Source organism: Amycolatopsis bullii (assembly GCF_014654205.1).
Taxonomy (GTDB): domain Bacteria; phylum Actinomycetota; class Actinomycetes; order Mycobacteriales; family Pseudonocardiaceae; genus Amycolatopsis; species Amycolatopsis plumensis.
In genome coordinates, this window is record NZ_BNAW01000010.1 from 34693 (window position 1) to 52805 (window position 18113).

The following is an 18113-nucleotide window of genomic DNA, read 5'->3' on the forward strand; positions in this document are numbered from 1 at the left end:
AGGGGAACGGGAAGTATCAAAGCTGGATCACCCGTCTGCCGGAAAGGCTAGGGTTTCCGCCCGGCCGCCCGGCGCAGTCCGGACTTGAGCTTGCGCCCGACGAACAACGCCGGCCACGCCGCCGCGATCCCGGCGCCGAGCGGGAGCCCGCTCTGCCAGGCCGGCGCACCCAGGGCCACCGGCTGCGCCGATTCCTGCGGGTTGTGGTCGGTGATCCCGCCCCACCGGCTCGGCGGCAGGACGATGATCCGCGCCTTGCCGATGACGTTCTCCACCGGGACCACGCCGTTCACGCCGCCGCCGCCCTGGAACCGGGAGTCGTCGGAGTTGTTGCGGTTGTCGCCCATCACCCAGAGCATCCCGGCCGGAACCTTCACCGGCTCGAAGGCCTTCTGCTCCTGGATGGACGTGTCCCAGTAGATGTACGGCTCGTCGAGCGCCTTGCCGTCCACGATCACGCGGCCCTGCGGGTCGCAGCACTGGACGGTCTGCCCGCCGACCGCGATCACCCGCTTGACGAAGTCCCGCTCGTCCGGCGGGGCGAACCCGACCAGCGAGCCGAGACCGCGCAGGGCCTGGACGACGACGTTGCTCGACTCCTGCGGGGCGATCTCGTTGTTGATCCACGCCTGCGGGCCCTTGAAGACGATCACGTCACCCGGGGAGGGCTCGGTGAAGTCGTAGGTGACCCGGTCGACCAGGATCCGGTCCCCGGTGCACCCGGGGCACCCGTGCAGGGTGGCCTCCATGGAACCCGAAGGGATCATGAAGACCTTCGCGAGGAATGTCTGGATCAGGATCGTGAGCACCAGGGCGATCACGAGCAGGATCGGCAGTTCCTTCCAGAACGACCGTTTCTTGGCGGGCTTGGCTCGCCGCCGACGGGATCCCCCGCGCTCCTCGGAACGGGACAGCCTTGGCTTGTCCTCTTCGGAGCGATCGGGGTCATCCTCGGGAGCGTTCTGGGACACGGGTTCGGCCACGTCGTCAGGCTACCGGTAACCGGGTGGTGACTCAGTTAGCCGAGGCCGTCTCGCGGTTTTCGCGCCGCTCCTTGATCTTGGCCTTCTTGCCGCGGAGGTCGCGCAGGTAGTACAGCTTCGCGCGCCGCACGTCACCGCGCTTGTGGACCTCGATCTCGGCGAGGTTCGGCGAGTGCACCGGGAAGGTGCGCTCGACGCCGACGCCGAACGAAACCTTGCGCACGGTGAAGGTCTCCCGGATGCCGCCGCCCTGACGGCGGATCACGACGCCCTGGAAGACCTGGTTGCGCTCGCGGTTGCCCTCGATGACGCGGACGTGCACCTTGAGCGTGTCGCCCGGGCGGAAGTCCGGGATGTCGGAACGCAGCGACTGCTTGTCCAGCGCGTCCAGGGTGTTCATCGGTGGTCCGTCCTCGTCTTCGGTATGGCTTGCGTACAGATCCCGGGCGCGCAACGGTGCCGCTGCGGGCGACCCGGGGGGCTGATGGCGGGCTCGTGGACGAGGAGGTCCACTCACGCCAACCTGTCAAGTATTACAGACCGGGATCGGGCGGGGAGCACCGGCCCTCGGCCTGCTCGGGGTCCAGGCCCTCCAGGACCCCGCGATCGTGCTTGTCGAGACTACCTTCCGGCAGCCGCGCCAGGAGATCGGGGCGGCGGCGGGCCGTGCGCTCCAGGGCCTGGTCACGCCGCCAGCGGTCGATCAGCGCGTGGTTGCCCGACCGCAGCACGTCCGGCACCGCCAGGTCCCGCCACACCTCCGGGCGCGTGTAGCTGGGGCCTTCGAGCAGGCCGTCGGAGAACGAGTCCTCGGCGGCCGAACGCGCGTTGCCGAGCACCCCCGGCAGCAGCCGGACGACGGCTTCGACGATGACCAGCACCGCCGCCTCGCCGCCGACCAGGACGTAGTCGCCGATCGACACCTCGTCGACGGGCATCCGGCGGGCGGCGTCGTCGACGACCCGCTGGTCGATGCCCTCGTAGCGGCCGCAGGCGAAGACCAGGTGCTTCTCCGCCGCGTAGGCGTGCGCCAGCTCCTGGGTGAACGGCTTCCCCGCCGGCGTCGGCACGACGAGCCGCGTCTCGGACGTGCAGACGTCGTCCAGGGCCGGGCCCCAGATCTGCGGCTTCATGACCATGCCCGGCCCGCCGCCGTACGGCGCGTCGTCGACCGCGCGGTGCACGTCGTGGGTCCAGTCGCGCAGGTCGTGCACGCCGACCTCGATGAGGCCGCGGTCGATCGCCCGGCCCAGCAACGCGGCGCGCAGCGGGTCGAGGTACTCGGGGAAGATCGTGACGACGTCGATCCGCATGTCAGGCGTCCAACAGCCCTTCCGGCGGGTCGAGCACGACACGGCCGCCCGCGACGTCCACCGTGGGGACGATCGCGCGGACGAAGGGCACCAGCGCCGACCGGCCGTCGACGTCCAGTTCCAGCAGCTCGCCCGCGGGTGAGTGGACGACCTCGACGACCTTGCCCACGACCGTGCCGTCGGCCAGCTCGGCCCGCAGGCCGGCCAGCTCGTGGTCGTAGAACTCGTCGGGGTCCGAAGTCGGCGGCAGCGTGTCGGTGTCGGCGAGCAGGAGGGCACCGCGCAGCGTCTCGGCGACGTCGCGGGTCAAGACCTCCTCGAAACGCACCAGCAGCCGCCCGCTGTGTTCGCGGGCGGCTGCGATGGTGAGTTCCCTCTTGCTGCCGTCACGCAGCTTCGTCGTGACGGCCGCACCGACCTTGAACCGCTCTTCCGGCGAGTCCGTGCGCACGTCCACCGCGAGTTCCCCGCGGATGCCGTGCGCCTTCGCGATGCGGCCGACTACGACGTCCATCCTGACCGTGCTTCCGAGAGGCTCAGCGGTCGGTGTCGACGACGTCCACACGGACGCCGCGGCCACCGATGCCACCCATGACGGTGCGCAGGGCGGTCGCCGTGCGACCACCCCGGCCGATCACCTTGCCGAGGTCGTCGGGGTGGACGTGCACCTCGAGCGTGCGGCCACGGCGCGTGGTCAGCAGCTCGACCCGGACCTCGTCCGGGTTGTCGACGATCCCGCGCACCAGGTGCTCGAGGGAGTCCGCGAGGAAACTCACTCGGACTTCTCGCCCTCAGCAGCCTCCGCCTTCTCGGCCTCGGCCTTCTTCGGGGCGGACTTCTTCTTCGGCGTGGTGGCCTCGGTGGTGGGCTCCTCGCCGGCCGCGGCCAGCGCCGCGTTGAACAGGTCCTGCTTGGACGGCTTCGGCTCGGCCACCTTCAGGGTGCCCTCGGCGCCCGGCAGGCCCTTGAACTTCTGCCAGTCACCGGTGATCTCCAGCAGGCGCTGGACCGGCTCGGTCGGCTGTGCGCCGACACCCAGCCAGTACTGGGCGCGCTCGGAGACGACCTCGATCAGGCTCGGCTCTTCCTTCGGGTGGTACTTGCCGATCGTCTCGATGGCCTTGCCGTCCCGGCGGGTGCGCGCGTCGGCGACGATGATGCGGTAGTACGGCGCACGGATCTTGCCGAGGCGCTGCAGCTTGATCTTGACGGCCACGGGTGTGGGTTCTCCTCGAGTCTCTCTGGTGCTGGGCTGGGCGCACGCGGGCCGAGTGGGGACACGGACGCGGGCACCCGAAGGTCAGGAGCTTTCGCACGGTGAGAGGGTCCGGCGGAAGCAGGCAGTGACCCATTCTGCCAGACGGCACCCGCGCACCTAGAAAGAGGCCACCCCGAGCGCCCCGAGCAGGATGGTCAGCGCCGGCAGGAAGTTGTTCACCTGGTGTGCGACGATACTGCCCGGCAGGCGGCCGGTGACCAGCCGCACCAGGCCGATCGGCACCGCGATGACCAGCAGCAACGTCGTCCGCAGCGGCTCGAGGTGGCTGGCCGCGAACACCGCCGTGGACAGCAGGAACGCCGCGACGCGGCCCCAGCGCTCGCTGCGCCACTGCAGCTGCTCCGCGGCACCCCAGAGCAGGCCGCGGTAGATGATCTCCTCGCAGATCGGGCCGAGCAGCCAGAGGTAGACGAACATCACCAGCGCCGCCGAAATCGACATCCGGCGGTCCTCGACCAGCGCGCTGATCGCCGACGTCGCGTTCGCGTCGCCGACCAGCCGCGTCCACAGGTAGGCGGCGAGGGTGGTGAAGACGAGCCCGACGCAGCCGTACCGCAACCCGGTCTTCACGTCGGCCCAGCGCCACTCGAGCCGCAGGTCGGACACGGGACCGTTGCCGCGGACGAAGGTGATCAGCACCGCGACAGCGGCCGCGATCATCGTCGGCAGCATGGTGCCGAGCAGCACGACGCGCATCGGCAACGGGCCGGGCCCGGTGTCGCCGACCAGGACCGACACGAAGGCCGCGGACGCCAGCAGCACGGCTTCGACGAGCAGGAAGGCCCCGAAACCCCACCGGTGCCGCGGCGCGGGCGGCAGGAAGGCGGTCGCGGCGGGCTCCTCGGGCTCGGGGAACGGCGTGGCGTCGGTGGCCGGGTCCCGGGGCTGGGAAGTGGTCACGCCTTGCCCTCCGCGTCGCTCGGCTCCTGCCTCGAGCCTAGCCGCCGGGATGTGATCGCACAGTATCCGTCCAGCTACTGTCCATCGATCTTCGCAATGTCTAATGCGCGACGAACAGGAGCACCGCGGGCGGGAGGTTGTTCGCCGCGTGGGCGATCACCCCGGCGCTGACGCGGCCGGACAGGTACCGGGCCAGTCCCATCGCGATGCCCTGCCCGAACAGCGCGATGGTGCGGGTCGGCTCGCCGTGCAGCTGGGCGAACACGAGCGAAGTCAGCACGAGCACCGCCCAGGGCGGGACCCGGTGGAACGACAGCGCGTTCCACAGCGTGCCGCGGACCAGCAGTTCCTCGGTGATCGGGGCGCCGGCGATGACGATCACCGCCGCGAGCACCAGCCACACCGTGTCGCCGTCGAAGGTGTCGGCGAGGTCGGTCAGCGGGCTGTCGGAGACGTCGTCGGCGCCGTAGACCGCGATCAGCATCAGGTTCAGCAGGTAGCCGACGACCAGCGCGAGCACGCCGCAGGCGAGGCCGATCCGGACGTCGCGCCAGGTGGGCTTGAGGCCGAAGTCCGCGCGCAGGCCCTCACCCCAGAGCCACGAGCCGGCCGCCGGGCCGAGGCCGAGCAGCAGGTTGGGCACGAACGCCAGCAGCAGGAGCGGGCCGATGTCGTGCAGCTCGAGGGGGTCGAACTCGCCGACGTTGCGGTTGACCGCCGCGGCGATGATCAGGTTGGTCAGGTAGTAGCCCGCGATGCCCGCGAAGAACGCCACGAAACACCAATGCGCCCCGAGCACGCGCCGTGCGCCGTCGTCGTCCGTCACGCGTCCCACGCTAAAGTGCCGCCGCCGCAAGGAAATCAGCGGGGTCTAGGTGTGGACGACGCCGCCGAGCACGATGTGCGAAGGATGCCGGAGGACGCCCAGGTCCTCCCGCGGATCGCCCGGGTAGACCAGCAGGTCGGCGGGTGCGCCGTCGGCGATGCCGGGGTGGCCGAGCCAGTCGCGGGCGGCCCAGGACGCGCTCGCGAGGGCCTGCTCCCGCGTCATGCCGGCGCGGTGGAGCGCCTCGATCTCGTCGACGAGCCTGCCGTGCTCGACCATGCCCCCGGCGTCGCTGCCCGCGAAGACGCGTACGCCGGCTTCGATGGCCGTCGCGACCATCTCGCCGACGCCGGCGTGCAACGCCCGCATGTGCGCGGCGTACGCCGGGTACTTGCCCGCCTTGTCCGCGATGCCCGGGAAGTTCTCGATGTTGATCAGCGTCGGGACCAGCGCGACGTCGTGGCGCGCCAGTTCGGCCAGCTGATCGGCACTCAGGCCGGTGCCGTGCTCCAGGCAGTCGATGCCGGAGGCGATCAGCCCCGGCAACGCCGCTTCGCCGAACACGTGCGCGGTGACGCGGGCGCCGTGGTCGTGCGCCACCTTGACGGCTTCGGCCAGGACGTCGTCCGGCCACAGCGGCGCCAGGTCGCCCACGCCGCGGTCGATCCAGTCGCCGACGAGCTTGACCCACCCGTCGCCGTCACGGGCCTGCTCGGCGACGGCCTCCGGCAACTGGGCGGGGTCGTCGAGCTCGAGGCCCAGACCGGGGATGTACCGCTTGGTCAGCGCGAGGTGCCGCCCGGCGCGGATGATCGTCGGCAGGTCGGCCCGCTGCTGCAGCGGACGGACGTCGATGGGGAGGCCGCAGTCGCGGATGAGCAGCGTGCCGGCGTTGCGGTCGGTGATCGCCTGCTCGGCGGCCTCGTCCAGCGAAACGGGGCCGCCGACGCCGATGCCGGGGTGGCAGTGCGCGTCGACCAGCCCGGGCACGAGGAAGACGTCCCGGCCCAGGCTCTCGGCGTCCGGCACCGGCTCGAACGAGATCCGGCCGCCGGTGATCCACAGCTCCCCCGGCTCGCCGCCGGGCAGGATCACCCCGGCGGCGTGGAGCGCGGTGCTCAATTGTCCTTGGGGTTCTTCGGCAGCTTGAACTTCGTCGGGTCGAAGCCCGGGACGTCGTTCATGCCGCCGAGCTGCGACAGGTCGGGCATCCCGCCTGGCATCTGCCCGCCGGGGGGCAGCATCGGCATGCCGCCGGGGAAGCCGCCGCGGACCTTGGGGGGCGTGGGACCGCGGCCCTTCTTGCCCTTCTTGCCCTTGCGCTTGGAGCTGCCGCCGCCACCGCCGAAGCCGAACCGGCCGGCCATCTGGGCCATCATCTTGCGGGCCTCGAAGAACCGGTTGACCAGGTCGTTGACCTCGCGGACGGTGACGCCCGAGCCGTTCGCGATGCGCAGGCGCCGCGACCCGTTGATCAGCTTCGGGTCTTCGCGCTCGGCCGGGGTCATGCCGCGGATGATCGCCTGCAGCTTGTCGAGGTGCTTGTCGTCGACCTGGGCGAGCTGGTCCTTCATCTGGCCGGCACCCGGGAGCATGCCGAGCAGGTTGCCGATCGGGCCCATCTTGCGGACCGCGAGCATCTGCTCGAGGAAGTCCTCCAGCGTGAGCTGGCCGCTGGAGAGCTTCTCGGCGGCCTTCTCGGCCTGCTTCTGGTCGAAGGCCTGCTCGGCCTGCTCGATCAGGGTGAGGACGTCACCCATGCCGAGGATCCGCGACGCCATCCGGTCCGGGTGGAAGGTGTCGAAGTCCTCGAGCTTCTCGCCGTTGGAGGCGAAGAGGATCGGCTGGCCGGTGATCTCGCGGACGCTCAGCGCGGCACCACCGCGGGCGTCGCCGTCGAGCTTGGTGAGCACGACGCCGCTGAAGCCGACGCCGTCCTGGAACGCCTGCGCCGTGGTCACGGCGTCCTGGCCGATCATCGCGTCGACGACGAACAGGACTTCGTCGGGCTCGACCGCGTCGCGGATGTCGGCGGCCTGCTTCATCAGCTCTTCGTCGACGCCCAGGCGGCCCGCGGTGTCGACCACGACGACGTCGTGCTGCGCGTGCTTGGCCTCGGCGATGGCGCGGCGGGCGACGTCGACCGGGTCGCCGACGCCGTTGCCCGGCTCGGGCGCGAAGGTGACGACGCCGGCGCGCTCGCCGACGACCTGCAGCTGCGTGACGGCGTTCGGGCGCTGGAGGTCGCAGGCGACCAGCATCGGCGCGTGGCCCTGCTTCTTCAGCCACAGGGCGAGCTTGCCGGCCAGCGTCGTCTTGCCCGCACCTTGCAGACCGGCGAGCATGATCACGGTCGGCGGGGTCTTGGCCAGGTTCAGCCGGCGCGTCTCGCCGCCGAGGATCCCGACGAGCTCCTCGTTGACGATCTTGACGACCTGCTGCGCGGGGTTGAGCGCCTGGGAGACCTCGGCGCCCTTCGCCCGCTCCTTGATCCTCGCGATGAAGGTCTTGACCACGCCGAGGGCGACGTCCGCCTCCAGCAGCGCGATGCGGATCTCGCGCGCGGTGGCGTCGATGTCGGCGTCGGACAGCCTGCCCTTGCGCGTGAGCGTCTGCAGGGCGGCGGTGAGCCGATCGGAGAGGGTGTCGAACACGGGTGTGCACGCTCCAGCTGGGTCGATGGTGGCGCGCCGGACTCGGCCGGCTTTGTCGAGGGTAGTCGCTCCGGCTCCTTCCCTTCGCGGGTGTGCGCGCAGTAGTACGCGTACGTTAACCACTGTTCGACGCACTTCCGAGTGGATGTCGCCAAATCAGTGGCACATTGCCCGGATTTTGGTAAACATAGGTGCATGACCTCAGTCCCCGTCCTGCACGAACCGGCCGGCGACACCGACGAACCGGTGCCGCTGCGGCGGATCGCCGGCCTGTTCCGCCCGCACCGCGGGCCGCTCGCCGCGCTGTTCGCGCTGATCGTCGTGCAGGCCGGCCTCGGCGTCGTCTCGCCGTTCCTGCTGCGCGAAATCCTCGACGACGCCCTGCCGCACCGGGACACCCTGCTGATCAGCCTGCTGGCGGCCGGGATGATCGGCTGCGCGGTCGGCAGCGGCTCGCTCGGCGTCGCCACCACCGGGCTGTCCAACACCATCGGGCAACGGGTCATGAACGAGCTGCGCGTCTCGGTCTACGGCCACCTGCAGCGGATGTCGCTCGGCTTCTTCACCCGGACGAAGAGCGGCGAAGTGCTCTCGCGGGTGTTCAACGACATCGGCGGAGTCGACAACGTGATCACCACGACGGCCGGGTCGATGGTGCAGAACGCGACCACGACGATCGCCATCGCGGTGGCCCTGGTCGCGCTCGACTGGCAACTCGCGGCGCTGTCACTCGTCGTCGTCCCGCTTTTCCTGCTGTTCACGCTGCGGCTGGGCAAGAAGCGGCGGACCCTGGCCCGCGGCCGGACCCGCCGGATGGCCCGGCTGACGACGATGGTCGAGGAGTCGCTGTCGGTCACCGGGGTGCTGCTCGCCAAGACGATGGGCAACGAACGGGCCATGCGCGAGCGGTTCGGTGCCGAATCGCGGGAGATCGCCTCGCTGGAACGGGCGGCCGCGCTGGCCGGCCGCTGGCAGACGGCGTCGCGGGCGATGAGCCTGACGGTGATCCCGGCGCTGGTCTACTGGATCGCCGGGCTGGCGCTGGCGGGCGGTGCGTCGCCGATCTCGCTCGGCACCGTCGTGGCGTTCACCAGCATGCTCAACCGGCTGGTGGCGCCGGCGAGCGCGATGCAGAGCATCGGGCAGAACGTGGCGACGTCGAAGGCGTTGTTCGGCCGCATCTTCGAGGTCCTGGACCTCCCGGTGGAGATCGCGGACAAGCCGGGTGCTCGGGTGCTGGAGGTGCGCCGCGGCGACATTGCGATGCGCGGCGTGTCGTTCCGCTACGACGCCGACGGCCCGCCGACGCTGCAGGAGATCGACCTCGACGTGCCGGCCGGGACGACGACGGCACTGGTCGGCTCGACCGGCTCGGGCAAGACGACGCTCGCCTACCTGGTCGCCCGGCTGTACGAGGTGAGCAGTGGTTCGGTGACGATCGACGGCACCGACGTCCGGGACGTCACGCTGGCTTCGCTCGCGGCCGGTGTCGGGCTGGTGTCGCAGGAGACCTACCTCTTCCACGACACCGTGCGGGAGAACCTGCGCTTCGCCAAGCCGGACGCGACCGACGACGAGATCGAGCGGGCGGCGAAGGCCGCGCACATCCACGACACCCTCGCCGGGCTGCCGGAGGGGTACGACACGGTCGTCGGCCAGCGGGGGTACCGGTTCTCCGGCGGCGAGAAGCAGCGGATGGCGATCGCCCGGATCCTGCTGCGCAACCCACCCGTGCTCATCCTCGACGAGGCGACCAGCGCGCTCGACACCCGCACCGAGCGCTCGGTGCAGGCCGAGCTCGACCGGCTCGCCGCGGGCCGCACGACGCTGACGATCGCCCACCGGCTGTCCACTGTGGAGCACGCCGACCAGATCGTGGTGCTGCACGAGGGCCGGATCGCCGAAAGGGGGACACACGACGAACTGCTGGCGCGCGACGGGCGTTATGCCCGGCTGGTCCGCGGAACCGCCTAATCTGGGGCCATGCACACCGAACCGGCCCGGACCCTGGACGAGACCGCCGCGCGGGTCACCGCGGACGCCGAACTCGCCGACCTGTCCCGGCGGGTGCGCGAAGGCGTCGGGCGGCTGAACTGGCGGATGCGCGCGGAAGCCGACCGGCACATCCCCGGGCCGGCGGTGCTCGCGGTGCTGAGCCGGCTCTACCGCGCGGGCACGCAGACGCCGACCGAGCTGGCCGAAGCGGAACGGCTGCAGCCGCAGTCGCTCACCCGCATCCTGGCCTCGCTCGACGTCCGCGGCCACATCGAGCGGACGCCGGATCCCGACGACGGGCGCCGGTCACGGGTCAGCATCACCGACGAGGGCCTGGCCGTCCTGCGCCGGTACAGCACCCAACGCGAACGGTGGCTGGCCGGGGCACTCGAATCGACGCTCTCGCCGACCGAGCAGCAACTGCTCCGGCTGGCCGCCGACCTGCTGATCCGGGTCGCGGACGCCTGAAGGCTGCCGTGGAGACCCCTCGATCCCTCCACGGCAGCCTTCGGACACCCCCTCGGGGGTTCCGCGCCGCCTCCCCGCGGTGCGGAACGGGTTCCGGAAACGGGCCGCTCCTCCTTCGGCCCGCCCCGGAACCCTGGCGTCTGGACGGCTCACCTCCCCAGGGGCCGTCCGGACTTCCCCCCTCGTCAGCGATCCGGTATCCGCTGACAGGAAGAAGTCTGCCGCGCCGCGGGGTGGCGGGTTGAGTGTGAGAACCCTCAATTACCCGTGGGTAGTAATACTCAAGGCGTCTTGGTGCGACTGCGGGCCGCGGCTCGCTTCGCCGTCGTCCGCGCCTTCGCGGCCCTCGACGCGGCCGCCTTGGCCTTCGTGACGGCCGCGTTGCGCGCATCCTCCGCTTCGGCGGCGTTCTCCTGCAACGCCGCCAGCAGGCGGGTTACTCCCTCGGCCTGTTCGGCGGCCGTCGGCTGGACGACCTCGGCGCCGTCGATCTTCGCCTGGACCAACGCCTCGAAGGCCTCGCGGTAACGGTCGGGGTACCGGCCGGGGTCGAACTCGCCGGTCAGCTCCTCGACCAGGTTCACCGCGCGCCGCAGCTCGCCGGGCCGGATGTCGACGTCGGCGTGCCGGAACGGGAAGTCGGGGCTGCGCACCTCGTCCGGCCACCGCATCGTCTCCAGCACGATCACCTGGTCGCGCACGCGCAGCGCGCCCAGCGTTTCGCGGCGGCGCAGCGCGACGGTGACCAGCGCGAGCCGGCCCGACTGCTGGAGAGCCTCGCTGAACAGCACGTACGGCTTCGTCCCCGCCGGTTCGGGTTCGAGGTAGTAGCTCTTGGCGAACCAGAGCGGATCGACGTCGGGCGCCGGGGCGAACCCGCGGATGGCGATCGTGCGGCCCGGCATCGGGAGCGACGCCAGCTCGTGGTCGGACAGCAGGACGACGTCGCCGCCGGGGACGGGGTAGCCGCGGACCATCTCCTCGGGCGGCACCTCGTCGCCGTCGATCTCGCACACGCGCTTGACCCGGATGCGGCCGCCGTCGGTCTCGTGCACCTGGTGCAGCGGGATCTCCCGCTCCTCGGTGGCGCTGTACGCCTTCACCGGGATGGCGTAACTACCGAACCCGATCGTGCCCGTCCACACTGCGCGCATCCGTGCCACCTCCGCAGCTCCCAGGCTAGACAGCGGCTACGGCGGATCGACAGCTACAAACGGGTGTCAGGCGAGACAGATTCGCTCACACATTCGAAGGACGGCGTGACCTCGTCGAGCGCCTCCGCCGAGCACCGGGAGGCGATCGCGGCCGCGCGGAGCACCTCGGTGACCACCTCGACGTCGAGCGGCGGGGCCGCGGCGAGGGCGGCCGAACCGCCTTCGACCCGGGCGGCGAGGCCGGCGAGGGCGTGGGAAATCGCTTCCTGGCCGGCGACCAGCTGGGCGACGACGTCGGTGAGCTCGGCCGTCGTGGCGCCCGGACCACCGCAGCGCAGGCCGGCGGCGAGTTCCTCGGCGCAGGAGCGCAGGTGGGTGGCGACGACGGTCGGCGGCAGCGTCAGCCAATCCTGCATCGCTCACCCCCTCGGGCCGGTCGAAGCAGCCATAGTGCCACCGCACGCGCCGTGACCGGACGCGACACACCGCCGCCCGCATATTTGACCGAGCGTTCTCGATACGACTAAGGTTTCGATCATGTCCCGGGTCAAGGAGTTCGACGTCGGCGAAGCCTGCGACGGCGCCCTCACGCTCTTCCGGCGCCAGGGGTACGAGGCGACGTCGGTCAGCGACCTCGTCGCGCACCTCGGCGTCGCGAAGGCCAGCCTGTACGCCACCTTCGGCACGAAGCACGACCTGTACGTCACGGCGTTGAAGCGGTACGCCGAACGGACCGACGCGCGGGTGATGGCCCAGCTGTCGGAGCCGGGTTCCGGGGTGGCCGCGGTGCGCCGGCTCTTCGACGGCTACACCGCGGAAATTCTCGGTGACGACACGAAAATGGGCTGCTTCGTGGTCAACGCGGCGGTCGAACTGCTCCCCCACGACCCGGACGTCGCCCGGGTGGTGGAGCGCAGCTGGGACACCCTCGAGGTCGCCCTCACCATGGCGCTGGAGCGCGCCAGGGTCCAGGACGAACTCCCCGCGGGAAGCGACCCGGCGACGCTGGCGCGTTTCCTGCTCACCGTGCTGCAGGGACTGCGCGTCCTCGGCAAGGGCAGCGATGCGGCGAGCCGGGTGGGCGCGGCCGTCTCCCAGGCCATGCGCCTGCTTATTCAAGACTGATCGGACCAGAAAGAAGGTACACGATGGGGGCACGTTTCGCGGGCAAGGTCGTCCTGGTGACGGGCGGCGGCTCGGGCATCGGACGGGCGACGGCGCGGGCGTTCGCGGGCGAAGGCGCGACGGTGGTCGTCGCCGGGCGCGACGAGCGGCGGCTGGCGTCCGCGGTGGCGGAGATCGGCGGCGACGCGAGCGCGGTGACCGTCGACGTGACCGAGTCCGCGGACGTGGCGCGGATGGTGGAGACGGTCGTCGCGCGGCACGGCGGGCTGGACGTCGCGTTCAACAACGCGGGCATCCTCGGGTCGCCGGCGCCGGTCGCGGACCTCGACGAGGACGGCTTCGGCGCGGTGCTGGACACGAACGTCACCGGGACGTGGCTGTGCCTCAAGCACGAGGTCGCGCACATGCGGGCGCACGGCGGCGGCGCAATCGTCAACATGGCGTCGAACATCGGCGCGCACGGCAGGCTGCCGAACATGGCGGCCTACGCGGCGTCGAAGGCCGCGGTGAGCGCGCTGACCAGGACGGCGGCGCGCGACCACATCGCCGATGGCGTGCGCATCAACGCCGTCAGCCCGGGCGCGACCGACACGGACATGTCGCGGCGCCCCGGCGAGACGGACGCCGACCGGGCCGCGCGGCTGAAGGACGCGATCCCGCTGGGCCGGGTGGGTGCCACCGCCGAAGTGGCGGCCGCGGTGCTGTGGCTGGCTTCGGACGAAGCCGCGTTCACCGTGGGGCACGACCTGGTGGTCGACGGCGGCGCGACCGCCTGAGCGGCCCCACCCGGGCCGGCGGATGAGGGTGGGCCGGATCCTCCTCCGGCGCGGGTTCACGACTCACGGTTGCGCATGGTGACGATTCCTCTCTCGGGCAGGACGGACGGGGTCCACGACGGGGGTCACGACTCGCGGTTGCGCACGGCGGCTCTCCTCTCGGGCACGTCGGGATGGACTCGGTGGGGTCAGGACTCGCGGTTGCGCATGGCGGCTCTCCTTCCGGGCGCGGAAGAACGGGAATTCAGCAGGTCAGGACTCGCGATTACGAACGACGGCTCTCCTTTCGACGTGGGATGAACAGGGCGCCTCGACTCAGGACTCGCGGTTGCGCACAGCAGCACTCCTTCCGGGCCCGGACGAACGGAGATCACGACAGCTCAGGACTCGCGGTTGCGCACGGCAGCTCTCCTCTCGACCACAAGGCGGACAAAGGGCCCACCGGCTCACGACTCGCGGTTGCGCACGACAGCCTCCCTCCGGCGGTTCGCGCGGACTTCGGGGGCACAGCGGCTCAGCGGGCTCAGCGGGCTCAGCGGGCTCAGGATTCGCGGTTGCGCATGGCGGCGGCCTCCCTTCACTGCTCCGAACGTGTGGCAATCATCGATCGCGGCCGCCCGGTGTGGTGGGGTGGATGTGGATCGTCGGATCACCCAGGGGAGTTGCACCGCCTTGAGTATGGACGGCGCCCGTCCGGCCCAACCCCGCGCGGGACGGATCCGTGGGGCGCTGAATCCTGCTCACTGGACCCTCTGGCGGCAGCGCGGGTCGCTGATCTTCTACTGCTTCCTCGTCGAGCCGGTCGCGCTCGCCGCCACCGTCTGGGCCGCCGTGGCCGTCCCCGCGCGCGGGTGGGACTTCGCCGTCTTCGCCGTCCTGGCGAGCCTCGGCGTGCTGCAGGCCGAACTGGGCCGCAAGATCGAACGGGTCCGGCGGCTGGTGTCCGACACCCCGCACATCAACCTGACGTCGGTCTGGACGTTCGCCGGCGTGCTGCTCCTGCCGCCCGCGCTCGTCACCGCGCTGGTCGCCGTCCTCTACCTGCACCTCGCCACGCGCAGCCTCGCGCGGATCAAGCGCGTTCCGCCGTTCCGGACCACCCTGAACGCGACGCTGGTCGTCATCACCTGCTTCTCGGCCGAGTTCGTCCTGGGCCGCCTCGGTGTCCCGGACATGTACGCCGCGCTGACGGCGGGCTGGCGCGGCGTCACGGCCATCACGCTGGCCGCGGTGACGTACTTCCTGGTCGCGGCGATCACCATCGTGCCGGCGCTGACGATCACCAAGCGCACGGTCAAGGCGTTCTTCGGCGGCCTCGGCGACAACCTCCTCGAGGTGGCGACGCTCTGCCTGGGCCTGCTCACGGCGTTGACGCTGGCGACGCTGCCCGCGCTCGCCGTGGCGATCGTGCCGCCGTTGCTGGTGCTGCACCGGGCGGTGCTGATCAAGCAGCTGGAGATCGCCGCGACCACCGACGAGAAGACCGGGCTGTTCAACACGACCGGGTGGCACCTGCTCGCTTCGCGCGAACTCGCGCGCGCCCAGCGCAGCAGGCACAGCACGTTCGGCGTGCTGATGATCGACCTGGACTACTTCAAGCTGATCAACGACGAACACGGCCACCTCGCGGGCGACACCGTGCTGCGCGCGGTCGCGGCGACGATCAAGAGCGCCGTCCGCGACTACGACTCGGTGGGCCGCTTCGGCGGCGAGGAGTTCGTCGTCCTGCTGCCGGACATCGGACCGGCGGCCGTGCTCGCGGTGGCCGAACGCATCCGGTCGGCCATCGAATCGCTGCGGGTCGAGTACGAGGACGGCACCGGCGTCCGCGCGATCGACGGCCTCTCCGCCTCCATCGGCGTCGCGACCTACCCGGACGGCGGCACGGCCGTCGACCGGCTGCTGCAGGCCGCCGACAAGGCCCTGTACCGGGCCAAGGACGCGGGCCGCAATCAGGTCGTCGAAGGCACCGCGTCCGCTTGACCCACCCCAAAATCGGCCGCTGACCTGGCGACTTGTCACATTTGCTCGGCTGAGCTAAATTTTGCTCATGCGAGCAAGAACGTTCACCGAGTCCGGCAGGCGGGCCCAGATCGTGCGGGCCGCGATCGCCGTGATCGCCGAAGCCGGTTACCTCAAGGCGTCGTTCAGCCGGATCGCGAAGCACGCGGGCCTGTCGAGCACCGGGATGATCAGCTACCACTTCGCCGGCAAGGACGACCTGCTCGCCGCCTGCGTCACCGAGATCGAAAAGATCACCGGGGCGTTCATGCAGCCGCGCATCGATGCCGCCGTCGGGCACGTCGCCCAGCTGCGCGCCTACGTCGAGGCGAACGTCGAGCTCGTCGGCGAGCACGCCACCGAGGTCCGGGCGCTGATCGACCTGGTCAGGAACGCCGGTTCGCGGAGCGACGCCGTCAGCGGGCGGCTCGCCCTGTTCGAAGAGCACTTCCGCACCGGGCAGGCGGCCGGCGCCTTCGGCTCCTTCGACGCCCGGACCGCGGCGCTCTCCTTCACCGCCGGCCTCGACGCCGTCGTCGCCACCGCGGCGGCCGACGTGCCCGAGCCCGCCGAACTCACGCGCATCGGCCGCGAGCTCGCCGACCTGTACGTGCGGGCGACCGCACCCGAAGCCACTGGGGAACCCGGATGATGATCGAGCAGAAGACCCAACCCGATGCCGGCCTGCGCCGGCTCGTGCGCGCCAACGTGCGGAACGTCGTGTTCGAAGTGATCGTGCCGATGGCGCTGTTCTACGGCCTGCGCGCCGCCGGGGTGAGCCAGTGGTGGGCGCTGATGGCGGGCGTCCTGGTGGCCGCGCCGTACGTGCTCTGGACCATCGCCCGCACCCGCAAGGTCGACCTCGTCGCCCTGGTCACGCTGAGCGTCCTGGTGCTGTCGGTCGTGCTCGGCCTGCTGTCGGACGACCCGCGCACGCTGGTGATCCGCGAAGGCTGGACGGCGGCGCTGGGTGGCCTGTTCGGCGCGTGGATGCTGGTGACCGTCTTCCTCGGCCGTCCGGCGCAGCTGACGCTCGGCCGCACCATCGCCGAGGTCAAGCGCGGCGCCGAAGGGGCGGACGCGTGGGCGGGCCGCTGGGACACCGACGCCCGGTTCCGGCGCGGCCTGCGGATCAACACGGCCGCGTGGGGTGCGGTGCTGCTGGGCAGCGCGATCGTCCACGTCGTGCTCGTCTACACGCTGCCGATCGACCTCATCGCGCTGGTCACCAACGTGGCCTGGTTCGGCGCGCTGGCCCTGCTGATCACCTGGCACGTCTGGTACCTGCGCAAGGAAAACCTCGATGCCTGACGTCCTGGTCGCGGGCGCGGGCCCGACCGGCCTGCTGACCGCGTTCGAGCTGGAACGCGCCGGCGTCGACGTCCTGGTTCTCGAGCGCGACGCCGAGCCCACCACGCAGTCGAAGGCGCTCGGCCTGCAGCCCCGCTCGGTCGAGGTGCTCGCCGACCGCGGCCTGCTCGCCGCGATCGAGCCGCACGTGCGGGCGAAGCTGCCCGCCGGGCACTTCTCCGGCGTCCCGATCGACTACACCGACCTGCCGACGTCCTTCCCGTACCAGCTCGGCGTGGAACAGGCCCACGTCGCCGCGGCGATCGAAGCGCGGCTGCGCACGCCGGTGCTGCGCGACGCGGCCGTCACCGCGGTGGCGCAGGACGACGAAGGCGTCACGGTCACCGCGGGCGGCCGCGAACACCGGGCCGGCTGGCTGGTCGCCGCCGACGGCGGGCACAGCACGGTCCGGACGCTGCTGGGCGCGGCGTTCCCCGGCCGCCCGGCGCGGATCTCGCTGGTCGTCGCGGACCTCACCCTGGCCGCCAAGCCGGCCGGACTGGCGGAGGACTGGCAGCTGCCGTCGTCGGGGTCGGGGTACCTGCTGCCGCTGTCCGGCGGCCGCTACCGCACGATCGTCTTCGGCGAGGAACAGCAGCAGCTCGACCGCGACGCCCCGGTCACCGCCGGCGAAGTGCAGCGCGCGCTGACCGCCGCGCACGGACCCGGGATCGTCGTGGGCGAAGTGCTGTGGGCGTCCCGTTTCGGCGACGCGTCCCGGATGCTGGAGCAGTACCGCCACGGCCGGGTGCTGTTCGCCGGCGACGCCGCGCACGTCCACCTCCCGGTCGGCGGCCAGGGGCTCAACCTGGGCCTGCAGGACGCGGTGAACCTGGGCTGGAAGCTGGCCGCGACGGTCCGCCGCACCGCGCCGGCCGGGCTGCTCGACACCTACCACGACGAGCGCCACCCGGTCGCGGCCCGCGTGCTGGTCAGCACTCGGGCCCAGGCGGTCCTCGGCGTCCCCGACCCGGACGCGGCGGCCGTCCGGGCGGTGTTCACGGAGCTGCTGGCCGTCCCCGAGGCGCGCCGGGCGGTGGCCGCGGAGCTGTCGGGCCTCGGGGTGACGTACCCGGGGATCACCGGCCGCGCGACCGACGTCCCGGCCAGCCCGGACGGCCGCGCGGTCCTGGTCGGCGCGACCGTGCCGGCGGGGTGGACCGGACGGGTCGAGGGCCGCGAGGGGGCGGCACCTCGGCTCGTCCGGCCCGACGGGTACGTCGCGTGGGACGGCGGACCGGGCCTGGACGAGGCGCTCCACCGCTGGTTCGGAGCGCCCGCCTAGAACC

The 18113-nt window shown here is 71.5% G+C and carries 20 protein-coding genes; 8 read left to right on the plus strand and 12 right to left on the minus strand.

Annotation, left to right across the window (positions count from 1 at the left end; translation table 11 throughout):
* Positions 1-47: 47 nt before the first annotated feature.
* The 10 genes from lepB to ffh form a co-directional block, all read right to left on the minus strand.
* Positions 48-983 carry a signal peptidase I gene (lepB, locus tag IE317_RS14695; protein ID WP_191310264.1) on the minus strand — a complete coding sequence of 312 codons (936 nt, stop codon included), beginning with the start codon at positions 981-983 and terminating at the stop codon, positions 48-50.
* 31 nt (positions 984-1014) lie between these two features.
* A complete protein-coding gene (gene rplS / locus IE317_RS14700) occupies positions 1015-1383 on the minus strand; it encodes a 50S ribosomal protein L19 (protein ID WP_013223853.1) in 369 nt (122 codons plus the stop codon).
* Between the two features lie 133 nt (positions 1384-1516).
* Positions 1517-2296, minus strand: a complete 780-nt coding sequence (trmD, locus tag IE317_RS14705; protein WP_191310266.1) for a tRNA (guanosine(37)-N1)-methyltransferase TrmD — start codon at positions 2294-2296, stop codon at positions 1517-1519.
* 1 nt (position 2297) lies between these two features.
* Positions 2298-2810: a ribosome maturation factor RimM gene (rimM, locus tag IE317_RS14710; protein WP_191310267.1), complete on the minus strand. Its 513-nt coding sequence runs from the start codon at positions 2808-2810 to the stop codon at positions 2298-2300.
* A gap of 22 nt (positions 2811-2832) precedes the next feature.
* The gene (locus tag IE317_RS14715; RefSeq protein WP_003103110.1) at positions 2833-3072 is read right to left on the minus strand and encodes an RNA-binding protein; all 240 of its coding nucleotides are present in this window, start codon (positions 3070-3072) and stop codon (positions 2833-2835) included.
* Positions 3069-3512 carry a 30S ribosomal protein S16 gene (gene rpsP, locus IE317_RS14720; protein WP_191310269.1) on the minus strand — a complete coding sequence of 148 codons (444 nt, stop codon included), beginning with the start codon at positions 3510-3512 and terminating at the stop codon, positions 3069-3071. The genes IE317_RS14715 and rpsP overlap by 4 nt, the downstream gene beginning before the upstream one ends.
* Before the next feature lie 159 nt (positions 3513-3671).
* A complete protein-coding gene (locus IE317_RS14725; protein ID WP_191310271.1) occupies positions 3672-4475 on the minus strand; it encodes a CPBP family intramembrane glutamic endopeptidase in 804 nt (267 codons plus the stop codon).
* 100 nt (positions 4476-4575) lie between these two features.
* Complete coding sequence (locus IE317_RS14730) at positions 4576-5301, minus strand: CPBP family intramembrane glutamic endopeptidase (protein ID WP_191310273.1); 726 nt, start codon at positions 5299-5301, stop codon at positions 4576-4578.
* A gap of 45 nt (positions 5302-5346) precedes the next feature.
* Positions 5347-6423: an amidohydrolase family protein gene (locus IE317_RS14735; RefSeq protein ID WP_191310275.1), complete on the minus strand. Its 1077-nt coding sequence runs from the start codon at positions 6421-6423 to the stop codon at positions 5347-5349.
* Positions 6420-7955 carry a signal recognition particle protein gene (gene ffh / locus IE317_RS14740; RefSeq protein ID WP_191310277.1) on the minus strand — a complete coding sequence of 512 codons (1536 nt, stop codon included), beginning with the start codon at positions 7953-7955 and terminating at the stop codon, positions 6420-6422. Before ffh ends, IE317_RS14735 begins: the two co-directional genes overlap by 4 nt.
* Positions 7956-8150: 195 nt before the next feature.
* Between ffh and IE317_RS14745 the strand changes: the two genes are divergently transcribed.
* Positions 8151-9929, plus strand: a complete 1779-nt coding sequence (locus tag IE317_RS14745) for an ABC transporter ATP-binding protein (protein WP_191310278.1) — start codon at positions 8151-8153, stop codon at positions 9927-9929.
* Between the two features lie 9 nt (positions 9930-9938).
* On the plus strand, positions 9939-10418 hold the full coding sequence (locus tag IE317_RS14750) for a MarR family winged helix-turn-helix transcriptional regulator (protein WP_191310280.1): 480 nt from the start codon (positions 9939-9941) through the stop codon (positions 10416-10418).
* 281 nt (positions 10419-10699) lie between these two features.
* Here IE317_RS14750 and ku read toward each other — a convergent pair whose 3' ends face one another.
* A complete protein-coding gene (gene ku / locus IE317_RS14755) occupies positions 10700-11572 on the minus strand; it encodes a non-homologous end joining protein Ku (RefSeq protein ID WP_191310281.1) in 873 nt (290 codons plus the stop codon).
* A gap of 53 nt (positions 11573-11625) precedes the next feature.
* Positions 11626-11988: a hypothetical protein gene (locus IE317_RS14760; protein WP_191310283.1), complete on the minus strand. Its 363-nt coding sequence runs from the start codon at positions 11986-11988 to the stop codon at positions 11626-11628.
* Between the two features lie 121 nt (positions 11989-12109).
* Between IE317_RS14760 and IE317_RS14765 the strand changes: the two genes are divergently transcribed.
* From IE317_RS14765 to IE317_RS14790, 6 genes are all read left to right on the plus strand, one after another.
* A complete protein-coding gene (locus IE317_RS14765) occupies positions 12110-12697 on the plus strand; it encodes a TetR/AcrR family transcriptional regulator (RefSeq protein ID WP_191310285.1) in 588 nt (195 codons plus the stop codon).
* Positions 12698-12720: 23 nt separating this feature from the next.
* Positions 12721-13473 (plus strand): glucose 1-dehydrogenase, encoded by a 753-nt coding sequence (locus IE317_RS14770; RefSeq protein WP_191310287.1) that lies wholly within the window; start codon positions 12721-12723, stop codon positions 13471-13473.
* Between the two features lie 678 nt (positions 13474-14151).
* Positions 14152-15456 carry a GGDEF domain-containing protein gene (locus IE317_RS14775; RefSeq protein WP_191310289.1) on the plus strand — a complete coding sequence of 435 codons (1305 nt, stop codon included), beginning with the start codon at positions 14152-14154 and terminating at the stop codon, positions 15454-15456.
* A 67-nt stretch (positions 15457-15523) separates the two neighbouring features.
* Positions 15524-16126, plus strand: coding sequence for a TetR/AcrR family transcriptional regulator (locus IE317_RS14780; protein WP_191310291.1), 603 nt, complete (start codon positions 15524-15526; stop codon positions 16124-16126).
* The gene (locus tag IE317_RS14785; protein WP_191310293.1) at positions 16123-16785 is read left to right on the plus strand and encodes a VC0807 family protein; all 663 of its coding nucleotides are present in this window, start codon (positions 16123-16125) and stop codon (positions 16783-16785) included. Before IE317_RS14780 ends, IE317_RS14785 begins: the two co-directional genes overlap by 4 nt.
* Positions 16778-18109 (plus strand): FAD-dependent oxidoreductase, encoded by a 1332-nt coding sequence (locus IE317_RS14790; RefSeq protein ID WP_191310295.1) that lies wholly within the window; start codon positions 16778-16780, stop codon positions 18107-18109. The genes IE317_RS14785 and IE317_RS14790 overlap by 8 nt, the downstream gene beginning before the upstream one ends.
* Positions 18110-18113 lie beyond the last annotated feature (4 nt).

Bases quoted from the DNA above. Each gene is read 5' to 3' on its own strand.
- IE317_RS14780 (WP_191310291.1), top strand. From the start codon at position 15,524: ATGCGAGCAAGAACGTTCACCGAGTCCGGCAGGCGGGCCCAGATCGTG.
- IE317_RS14760 (WP_191310283.1), bottom strand. From the start codon at position 11,988: ATGCAGGATTGGCTGACGCTGCCGCCGACCGTCGTCGCCACCCACCTG.
- trmD (WP_191310266.1), bottom strand. From the start codon at position 2,296: ATGCGGATCGACGTCGTCACGATCTTCCCCGAGTACCTCGACCCGCTG.
- IE317_RS14765 (WP_191310285.1), top strand. From the start codon at position 12,110: ATGTCCCGGGTCAAGGAGTTCGACGTCGGCGAAGCCTGCGACGGCGCC.
- rplS (WP_013223853.1), bottom strand. From the start codon at position 1,383: ATGAACACCCTGGACGCGCTGGACAAGCAGTCGCTGCGTTCCGACATC.
- IE317_RS14745 (WP_191310278.1), top strand. From the start codon at position 8,151: ATGACCTCAGTCCCCGTCCTGCACGAACCGGCCGGCGACACCGACGAA.
- IE317_RS14790 (WP_191310295.1), top strand. From the start codon at position 16,778: ATGCCTGACGTCCTGGTCGCGGGCGCGGGCCCGACCGGCCTGCTGACC.
- IE317_RS14775 (WP_191310289.1), top strand. From the start codon at position 14,152: ATGGACGGCGCCCGTCCGGCCCAACCCCGCGCGGGACGGATCCGTGGG.
- IE317_RS14770 (WP_191310287.1), top strand. From the start codon at position 12,721: ATGGGGGCACGTTTCGCGGGCAAGGTCGTCCTGGTGACGGGCGGCGGC.
- rimM (WP_191310267.1), bottom strand. From the start codon at position 2,810: ATGGACGTCGTAGTCGGCCGCATCGCGAAGGCGCACGGCATCCGCGGG.
- IE317_RS14750 (WP_191310280.1), top strand. From the start codon at position 9,939: ATGCACACCGAACCGGCCCGGACCCTGGACGAGACCGCCGCGCGGGTC.
- ku (WP_191310281.1), bottom strand. From the start codon at position 11,572: ATGCGCGCAGTGTGGACGGGCACGATCGGGTTCGGTAGTTACGCCATC.
- IE317_RS14785 (WP_191310293.1), top strand. From the start codon at position 16,123: ATGATGATCGAGCAGAAGACCCAACCCGATGCCGGCCTGCGCCGGCTC.